Below are 8,965 nucleotides of genomic sequence, written 5' to 3' on the forward strand. Positions count from 1 at the left end.
GTTATCCTCCTCCTTATACTGGAATAAATGGCGCAAAATCAGTTAATGGTCTGCTTTGTAATTCATTTATCGTCATTGCTTGCACTTGTTGAATCAGCAAATATTTGTAGCCATACTTAATCCTGATATGCGCCGGCTTCACTTCTTCAATCGCTTCTTTCAGATCCTCTATGTTCGGCGGCGCGCCAATCACATTGGTGAACGTGATGCGAATCGCACCATCAAAATCGACATCAACGCCGCCGTTTGAATAACTGTCCGCCACCAATTTGATTAATGCCGCATCCACTTTGCCTGTGCCGCGCATCTTCGACTTGATGACCGAGCGACGTTCGCTGTACGACTTCGTCGTGTCTACCGGAATGCCATACTCTTCCTCATAGATTTCCAATCCCCAGGTAGCGGTATCGACCGACAACTGCCGCTTCAAATCTTCGAGGGTTTCATCATACTTTTGAAACTGCTCTGATTCTGCCGTAAACATATCCTTAAAGACGGTAGATCTGCGCTGAAAAGGCTGTAATAGGCCCAGCATTTCACCCAGATACGACATTCACGTTCACCATCCCTAATACAGCAACTTCCTCTTCCCCAATCCGGACATTCGAGGTATCGCCATTAAGCAATAATTCAGAGTAATCCTCCACACCTTCACTGTTCAAAATCGCTGCCCCTACCTTAGCCACGCTAATTCGATCCTCAACAAAGGCCACTTCCTTTAAATATTGCCGGAGATTTGCGGAAATCCGCTCCATCACTTGCTGCTTGTTGTACCCGACAGACAAGCTAACGGTGACTGAAACATCGATTTCTACCCCAGACGCACTTGCTACAGTGGCATGAGCCCCGATTGGCGCTGTCCCGTTCCCAAGTCCTTCAGCATTCGGATCAATGTAGTCTTGGACAACCTCAACCAATTCTTCAGAAGCGGGCAGCCGATCCGAGTTTATAATCACGACTTTCACCGTGTTATCCCCATTCCAAAGTGGGAATACTCTCGCATTCCCAACGCCTCCCACTTCTTTGGCCCAGTTCAAGTAATGCGCCTTATTCCCACTCGTCGCAGGCGTTCGTATGCGATCATAATATCGCTGCAACAAATCCGTATCGGATTCAGCTTCAAAGCCATCCCGAGTAGGCTCATGATTCGTCACTGCAGTAAATCCAGCCAATGTCACTGGAAACAAAGTAATGGTATCAGCAGCGACCATACCGATAGATCCTGCTTGAACCGCTTCAATGGCCACATCACCAGAGGAATTAATTTCTTTGGTTTCCGCTGCGCGGAACTGTGTACCATTGGAGGTTTCAAATCGATCTCCCTCGTAAATCGTTCCAGTCCCTGTCAAAGTAACCGAGCCAATCGCATTCGTCGCTTCCCTTCTTAATATCCCTGTCCGTTCCCTTACGCGCTGTGCAAGTTCTTCTCCAGTAAGCTCCTCAATGCTCAACTTCTCCTTCACCGAGGCAATAGCATCATTCGCTTTTGCGAATTGTTCCGCTGCCGGAGCAAGGGCATCATACATAAAGCTTCCTGCCCTCTTGTCCTGATCATTCGGCACCGCGTCAAGCATCTGCTTTAAAATTTCATTTTGATCTACCACTTTACATCGTCACCGCCTCTCTTATCGAGCCATATATGCTTATTACTTCAAAACCTATCGTTAATCGAGCACCCGTTTGGGAAAAGGTGAACTGATCCACGTTCGTGATCGCTTCATTTTGCAGTAACGCTTCCCGAATCATACGCTCATATTCCGCTTGTGAAAATGCTGGTTTAAACGTCGTCCCGATCAACGAATGATGCTCGCTTCCATAATCCACTTCTTAATAAATCAAGCTCCCCCGCACAGTGCGCAGTGCTTTATTGCACCATGTCTTGATATACTCCAATCCTGTTAAAACGATCAGCTTGCCATCCTTTTTCAGAAAATCCCCCGCTTCATCGTCCCAAGCATACGTCTTATGAACGACTTGTTCAGTGGTCGAATCCACCATCTCCGTGACATCGAATTGCAGCCTTGCAATACTGGGCAAACTCATGGACTCACCACCTTATCGATGACGTACCATTTCTTCATACGGCTATCCGGTATCAGCATCACTTTATCGCCTGGCTGCAGCGGCTTGAGCACCGTCACGGTTTTCTTCGCAACCGAAGTCCCATTGTCGTCTTCATAAATTCCACTTACTCCATAAAGTAAAGACTCGGATACGAGAAGGTGGCGGGGTTCCAAAATGATATGGTCGCCATATCCAATGCGTAAAGGATGGACCATAATAATCGTCCCGACCGTCATACCCATATGGTTCGGATTATCCCGTTCGGTAAACAACTTGACCAATTTGTCCAAATTACTCATCCTTATCAACCCCAATAAAAAAACACCCATTGATGCTCTGGAGTGTTTTTGGAATCTTATTTTTCAATTTTTTTAAAAATTTCTTTAGCTTGCTCATTTCTCGTTTATTCGACATCTTCTGGAAGGGCTAATTCCAGATCCATCGTATGAATTTGCTTAGATACCGAATGCTTGGCCGTTACAATCATAAACCGGCCATGCAAGCCCGTAATCGGCTCGCTGAGATCAAACAAATATCCAGCTTTAAATCGCACATCACCCATCAGTTTAACGCTCACCGTCTCATGAACTTTACCGAGCCTCTGTAGAAGGATCTTGGCCACTTGCCTGCTTTTTGCCGCATCCTCTGCATCGATCTTGATCGTTTCTTCCAGCAAACCATATTGCTCGATGAGCGCCCCATTTTCAGCCTGTGCGGTGATCTCATATTCAGTCTCTTCATCATCGACAATGAGCCGGATGCGGTTTCTCATATCCTCGATCGTCCTCTTTCGTGCCGGACTCCCGATCACATCCGTTACACTGCGACCGCCGAAGTTCGCTGCAAGCTGAAAACGCCCCTGAATCAGGAGATCTCTTCTTTTTTCAAGATAGAGTTTACCGCCCCGCATCTCGCCATTAATTTTGTAGCCTTCCTTCTGTTCAACGCTATCGATAATTTTCTGAATAATCGTGTCAGGCGTTTCTTGAATATAGATCTCATCAATCAACGTAGGCATCGTAATGATCGAACCGATCGGAATGCCAAAATCATCTAGGATTTTCGAGATCGCATGAGTTGCGGTTACCCGGTTGAATTGATAGACCGATTTCGACTGACCTAGGTACCACGATACATCGTAGGCGGAATATTGAATAGCGTCACGGCCATTCCGATCTTCGTCTATAACAATCCCCCGGAATACTTCCTCCGCATCCTTCGTTAAAATCACCAGATCGCCCAGTTCACAGGGATTTGTGGGAAAAAATTTGGCGTCAGAATATGCCATATCAAACTCCAATGCCGAAGTAATCGTGAATTCGCTGTCCCAAGAAATTTCCCCGACAAGCGGTGTAATGTTATAACGAGCGGAGCGATCGGATTTCACTAAGGTCAATTGGAACATATCACCCACTCACCTTTACCAATGGAAACTCACTGAAAGACAACGTGTAGTCAATGTCTCCGCTCTGCCCCACTCCATAGCTGAAATCATCAATAGTCACTGCGATATTAAGGGTAAACCCATTCTTATCCGTATTAGCCACAACAAGACGCAGTGGGTATCTCCGATCCCGCCACTCTTCAATGATCCGTACATACTCCATACCCCACTTATCCCGAGAGCGAAGGAATGGATAGTCTCGAACCGGAAAGAAGCTTTCGATTTCGATCGTTTTTCGACTCCGAATTCCGATTAGGTTCAGCTCTTGGTTTAAACCATCGAAACGATCATTAGAGAAAGGTGATGAGCTTTCCAGCTCTTCTGGAATGACAGGCAGTTCTAACACTTCTTCATTATTATTAATAGATAAAAAAATCGAAATCATAGGCATCATCCTTTAGGCGAATAATTTTCGCTCGATACGAGGGACCAGCTTATCTGCAATTTGTTCTGCCGTTAAATCGCTCCCGTTTACCGTAATATTAAACGTGTTGCCGCCACCCTTCGTCTGATTCAATGCTTGCGTATTGTCGCCCAGTGCTTGGGTCATGCCAGTAATAGTAGAACCCATATCGACTTCGGGCGCACTATAACCAGCTGGAGTTTCGGCGAGGACACTTGTCCCACTTTTACCGACACCTGCACCTGCGCCAGCGAGGCCTCCCGACCATGTCCAGTTATTCGCAAGAAAATCATAAATACTCGTTATGACCGCCTGGACTTGAGGCAGTAAACCTAAGAGCCACTGTATGCCTTGATTGAAAAATGGCAGAGCCGGCCCAAGCAGCTGCTGTGTCAACCCAAATAGTCCCTGATTCAAATCAAAAAGCGAATTTTTGAAATCTACACTGTTTTGAATCGTGTCCTTGTCCATCACATTGGCGTTTTCCTTTAAGCTTTTAAGCTCTCCGGTCGTCATATTCAATATTGGGATGATATCCTCGCCTGTAGAGCCAAGGAGCTGAGAGGCTAAATCGTTCCGAACATGCACATCACCTATTCCCTGCAATGCACTAACCGTTTCATTGAATAGCTGACCTTGTGATTTCAGCTTTCCGCCCGCATCGGTTACACTTACTCCTAGTTTTGCAAACAATTCCGCACTGTCCCCTGTACCGCTTGCCGCTTCCATTGCCATTTGGCCCAAACCATAAATATCTCCTGCCGCTTGCTCGCCAGAGGTCCCAATCCGTTTTAAAACATAATCCCATTGTTGGAACTCCTTTTGACTCATGCCCAGCTTTTGGGATAATCGATCCACTTCAACCCCGTAATCCGCGATTTGATTCATTGATGAAAATGCTTGTTTACCCATGGATAATACACCGGATTTGATGCTCTCCCAACCGCCCGTACTCGGTTCCTCTGCGGGTGCAGATTGGTTGCCGGCAGCGTCCGCGTTGCTCGCTTCGGAATGACCAATGGAAGGAAAATTAATGCTGTTCACTTCTATTTCCCTTGAGGCATCATTTGAGTCTCGTTGCTGCTTTCGCTGCTTATTCATTTTTCTGTTTGTTTGGTCAACCGCATTGCCAAGCTTTTTAAACTTTTTTATGCCTGCATCCGCATCAGTGTTCACTTGAGCCATATGATTGGATAGAATCGTCAGACCATCGGACGTTTCTCTCGATCCTATTTGCATAAATCCTAGTTCGATATTCCACTGATACATCTTTTTTTGACTCTTTTCCAGACTTGGCACCAGCTTGTCTAATGTTTTCGCAAACGTTTTGACACCTTGAGTCAAATATCTCATGACCGTTATTGCGGATAACGCATTTTTCATAATAGGAGTAGTATCCACTTCTTCCATGCCCTTCTCACCTTCTTTCATAAAAAGAAGGGAGCTTACAAGCTCCCCCACTTCTTGTTTTCTTCATCGAAGTATTGATACATCGACTGGATCATGAAACGTCTCGTCATCAGATCCACGTTAAGTAAATACTCGACGCTGAATCCGCGCTGAACATAGTGATGAAGATAATAGAAATCCTCATCACTTTTTATTCGTTTTTTAGATCAGCGTCTACCTTTTTCACACTATCGAATCCAGCCAATTGCAGAATATATCCACTGATCGAGGACACTTCCCCTGCTCGAAAAATCATATCAACGATGTCCGTCGGCTCAGCACAACCAAACTGCTTCTGCAGATCTCTATCTTTTAGATTAGGTTCGACAACACAGTGATAGACGACATGGGCATCCGCCTTATCTCTTCGCATCGGGTCCTGCGCCATTTCCAAGGCCTCCAAAGCAAATACCCTGCTCGGTTCTTCAATTACAATCTCCGCATCCAGTGAATCAACATGCAACGACATCGTCCGCTTACGCTTCTTTCTCAACTGCTCTTTCTGTGCCAACAAATCCGTAATACTTAATTTTTTCCCCACGGTGATCCTCCTTATTGAATCGTATCGATCATTTCATAATCGCTGAAGGTAAAAGGAATCTCTTCGCTGCCGAGCGTCTTCTGCTCGAATTTCAGCAGCATAAATTCACCAATCGTCACATCATGAATCGCAACCCGCTCCGTTCCTCGAGCGTCAGGATCAGAGAGTTTGCCGACAATTTCGAAGCGAGGATAGATTCCTTTTCGCACTTGGTCGGCCATCTTTCGCTGTACGCGGGAATAGATTTTTTTAATCGTCATGCTTCCTTCACCGGCCCAGCCAGTCGCCTTTTTGAATGTTCCGCCTTGACCTGCAAAATTGACATCCTCGTAGTTCACAGTCACTTTTGCTTCAAAGGTATCGACCTCTGCCCATAGTTCTCCATCTACCCAAACCGTGCCATACGTTCCGTTAATCACTTCATTAGCTCTTGGTTTCATCGATTACTCCCCCTTAAACCGCCATGTTAAATTGTAAATCTTCTACAGCATCCAAAAACTTCAGCGAACCCGAGATAAAGACCTTGCTGCCGAATGACTTTTCTTTCACTTCTTGATCGCTGAGTTCGCTCACATCGGTTCCTTGACTCTGCCAAGCCTGACGCTGTGCTTGCACATCCACGCTTACCGCGTTATCTGCCGATGGATCGAGCACATCGCTTTCTAGTCCTGCTAAGTACGCGTTCACCGCGGTGATGAACAACGTCTGATTGTCGTAGCTGTTGTTGACCTTGCCGACATAATGATCATTGAAAGTCTGGATAATATCTTCCTGAATAAGATCGTGGCCTTCAATGATTTTGATTTTTTTGAAATCTTCGCCCTTCGAAGGCGTCGTTGTCGTTAACGAATTAACGCCGCGGCCAATTTTGACTTTCATGCCGTCATGGATCAAGATAAGTTGACCTGCATCAATATCTGCATCAGGATCAGCACTTTCTGTGATGGAATCGACTTCAGGCAGCTCGTAGTAGGTTGCACTGCGTGTCAGCGGCAATCCGGCTAAAATTCCGGCAATGCGAGCCGTATATTGTGAGGCGGAATATGTCTTATCCCCCACAACAATCCCTTCCGTCGTGAAATTGATAATCCCTTCGTGATCGCTCTCGCTGTGTGGAAGGACAGCTTTAAAAGTCTTCTGCAGGTTATCTCTTTGGCTGACGAGCCAAGAGCTTACAATTGTAGTATCGGCTGCCTCAATCTCAGGGACTGCCAAATAGTTCCAACGCTTGCTGGAAAGTCTGCTAAGTGCATCGTTATAATCCATCGCTTCGGCTGCCAAACGTTCTACAATCACTTTCACGGGCGCCCCGTAAAAGGCTTGTTCAATATAAGCTCGGTTCTCATCTGTCCAATCCAGAGCATCGATTTCAGTGACATCTCTATACTCCTTTGAATCAAACGTACCCGTGCTATCCTTCAAAATCAACGCGACAATACCGCGTTCACTTCGTTGAACCGCAGAAACGGTCAAACTGGAAAAATGAATATTAATTTCAGGAAGTCCCATATTTTTTCCGCTCCTTCTCAATGTTCAATAATTTGTTCGCTAATTTGAATTCACCATGTGCTTAAGCATTAACGCTCATACCTCAATTCCTGCATCGGTTCACCTAATATCGCTTCCTCTGGACTGTCATAATATTGGAAGCTGAAATCGTAATAGACTACGTTGTCCGATAAATGAGTGCTTGCTTCCGAGATGGTAATCGTTCGGTCTTCAACTGCAAAATTCAATCCGAACAATCCCTCTAATCGGTCCATTACGTTATAAGCCTCTTCCTTAAAGCCATCGCCACCTTTAGGATAATAGGTCATATGACAGATCATTTCGCGATAGGTACTATATTGAGATGCTTCCATACGCTTCGTTTCAATCGAAACGATAAAGGAAGGTTTTACGAAGCCTTCTTCCGCATCGCTGTTCAAAATCGGGATTCCAGGAAACTCCGATTGAATGAGATCGTTTATCGCTTTGTTTAATAGAACTCTAGTGATCATCAGGTCTCCACCTTTTTTCAAATAAAATCGCATAATCTTGCCGATTCGAATGATTCTCGATCCATTCCATTTCCGTCAATCGTTCATTAAAGCGTTGGACCTGCTCTCGTAACCCGAACATGCTCTAATAGATGTAACAAATCCAATCCAATCACCCCCTTTCAAGCAAGCCACTGGATAACCCATGCGTTACTTTACACAATGGAGCTTACTGCAGAATTGCTTCGATCCTTCCCATCGTCCCCAGATGCACCCCCGGCACTTCTCAGGCTGTATATAGGTTCGCCCGAACGACAGATTCACTGCCTTTCCATTCCTCACCGCCATGGTCTACCAACCTTCTTTATTGAAAATTAGAATACTAGACTCAATATCTATCATCCGGCCCCCGCCCTAGCCGTCTCTTGAATGATTCACCCCAGCGAAAAAGATTCATCTTCTGATTCTTCCTTCGCCACTCCAAAAATCTATCGCATTAACTTCATTCTCACTTTGTTGTCCGGAGCTTGATGCAAGCTCCGTTCACATGGGACATCGAATCCCCCCTCACGCCACACCCTTGACGACAGGCGTCTAAGGTCGCTCGCTTGCAACCCACAGCATGGCCGAGTGCCTACATTTGATAAAGGTACAGTAGACATTACCTTAAGCGTTCGTTCCCGCTTTCGTATCTTGTATCCCTACTGTACCTCTCGCGAACTTTCATATGGCCTTCATGTTGCTGCCGAGTTACTGTCAGGTTACTTTCCGTTCACTTTCGATTCACTGTCATCCTTCCAAAGTACGCTTACCTGAACCTGATCTTTAATTGCTGCCATCCGGCCCGCCAACAAAAAAAGCCCAGCAACGAGCCGAGGCGGTTTCCGCTTCGATCTAGTTGCATGGGCATAAGCTTTATTCTAGACGCTGTATTCATTTGGGATTGGACAATCCTAAGTAGGGCTTGCTGAACGAAACATTAGAGAGCAAATTGTCTGTAGGCGGTACGTTTCAGCAGCATGTTGAGAATGAGGACAAAAAGAAGCCGCAAGCGGCGTTCCAGGTTCATCACGAGGAACTGCAAG

The 8,965-nt window shown here is 45.8% G+C and carries 10 protein-coding genes and 1 pseudogene; all 11 read right to left on the reverse strand.

What is annotated here, in order from left to right; all coding sequences use genetic code 11:
* Window positions 1-13: 13 nt before the first annotated feature.
* Window positions 14-553 carry a putative phage tail protein gene (locus ACFPXP_RS00695; RefSeq protein ID WP_379891471.1) on the reverse strand — a complete coding sequence of 180 codons (540 nt, stop codon included), beginning with the start codon at window positions 551-553 and terminating at the stop codon, window positions 14-16.
* Window positions 537-1,604, reverse strand: coding sequence for a baseplate J/gp47 family protein (locus ACFPXP_RS00700; RefSeq protein WP_379891473.1), 1,068 nt, complete (start codon window positions 1,602-1,604; stop codon window positions 537-539). Before ACFPXP_RS00700 ends, ACFPXP_RS00695 begins: the two co-directional genes overlap by 17 nt.
* A 1-nt stretch (window position 1,605) precedes the next feature.
* Window positions 1,606-2,043 (reverse strand): annotated as a pseudogene (locus ACFPXP_RS00705) (DUF2634 domain-containing protein).
* Complete coding sequence (locus tag ACFPXP_RS00710; RefSeq protein ID WP_379891475.1) at window positions 2,040-2,363, reverse strand: DUF2577 family protein; 324 nt, start codon at window positions 2,361-2,363, stop codon at window positions 2,040-2,042. The pseudogene ACFPXP_RS00705 and the gene ACFPXP_RS00710 overlap by 4 nt, the downstream one beginning before the upstream one ends.
* A gap of 104 nt (window positions 2,364-2,467) precedes the next feature.
* Window positions 2,468-3,469, reverse strand: a complete 1,002-nt coding sequence (locus ACFPXP_RS00715) for an XkdQ/YqbQ family protein (protein WP_379891477.1) — start codon at window positions 3,467-3,469, stop codon at window positions 2,468-2,470.
* A gap of 1 nt (window position 3,470) precedes the next feature.
* Window positions 3,471-3,893, reverse strand: coding sequence for a hypothetical protein (locus tag ACFPXP_RS00720; protein ID WP_379891479.1), 423 nt, complete (start codon window positions 3,891-3,893; stop codon window positions 3,471-3,473).
* Between the two features lie 12 nt (window positions 3,894-3,905).
* Complete coding sequence (locus ACFPXP_RS00725; RefSeq protein ID WP_379891481.1) at window positions 3,906-5,321, reverse strand: hypothetical protein; 1,416 nt, start codon at window positions 5,319-5,321, stop codon at window positions 3,906-3,908.
* Window positions 5,322-5,511: 190 nt separating this feature from the next.
* Window positions 5,512-5,901: a phage tail assembly chaperone gene (locus ACFPXP_RS00730; protein ID WP_379891483.1), complete on the reverse strand. Its 390-nt coding sequence runs from the start codon at window positions 5,899-5,901 to the stop codon at window positions 5,512-5,514.
* An 11-nt stretch (window positions 5,902-5,912) separates the two neighbouring features.
* Window positions 5,913-6,341: a phage tail tube protein gene (locus tag ACFPXP_RS00735; protein ID WP_379891485.1), complete on the reverse strand. Its 429-nt coding sequence runs from the start codon at window positions 6,339-6,341 to the stop codon at window positions 5,913-5,915.
* A gap of 13 nt (window positions 6,342-6,354) precedes the next feature.
* Window positions 6,355-7,410: a phage tail sheath subtilisin-like domain-containing protein gene (locus ACFPXP_RS00740; protein WP_379891486.1), complete on the reverse strand. Its 1,056-nt coding sequence runs from the start codon at window positions 7,408-7,410 to the stop codon at window positions 6,355-6,357.
* A 68-nt stretch (window positions 7,411-7,478) separates the two neighbouring features.
* The gene (locus ACFPXP_RS00745; RefSeq protein WP_379891488.1) at window positions 7,479-7,901 is read right to left on the reverse strand and encodes a phage tail terminator family protein; all 423 of its coding nucleotides are present in this window, start codon (window positions 7,899-7,901) and stop codon (window positions 7,479-7,481) included.
* Window positions 7,902-8,965 lie beyond the last annotated feature (1,064 nt).

The sequence above is a fragment of the Marinicrinis lubricantis genome (assembly GCF_042658665.1).
In the GTDB taxonomy this organism is placed as follows: domain Bacteria; phylum Bacillota; class Bacilli; order Paenibacillales; family KCTC-33676; genus Marinicrinis; species Marinicrinis lubricantis.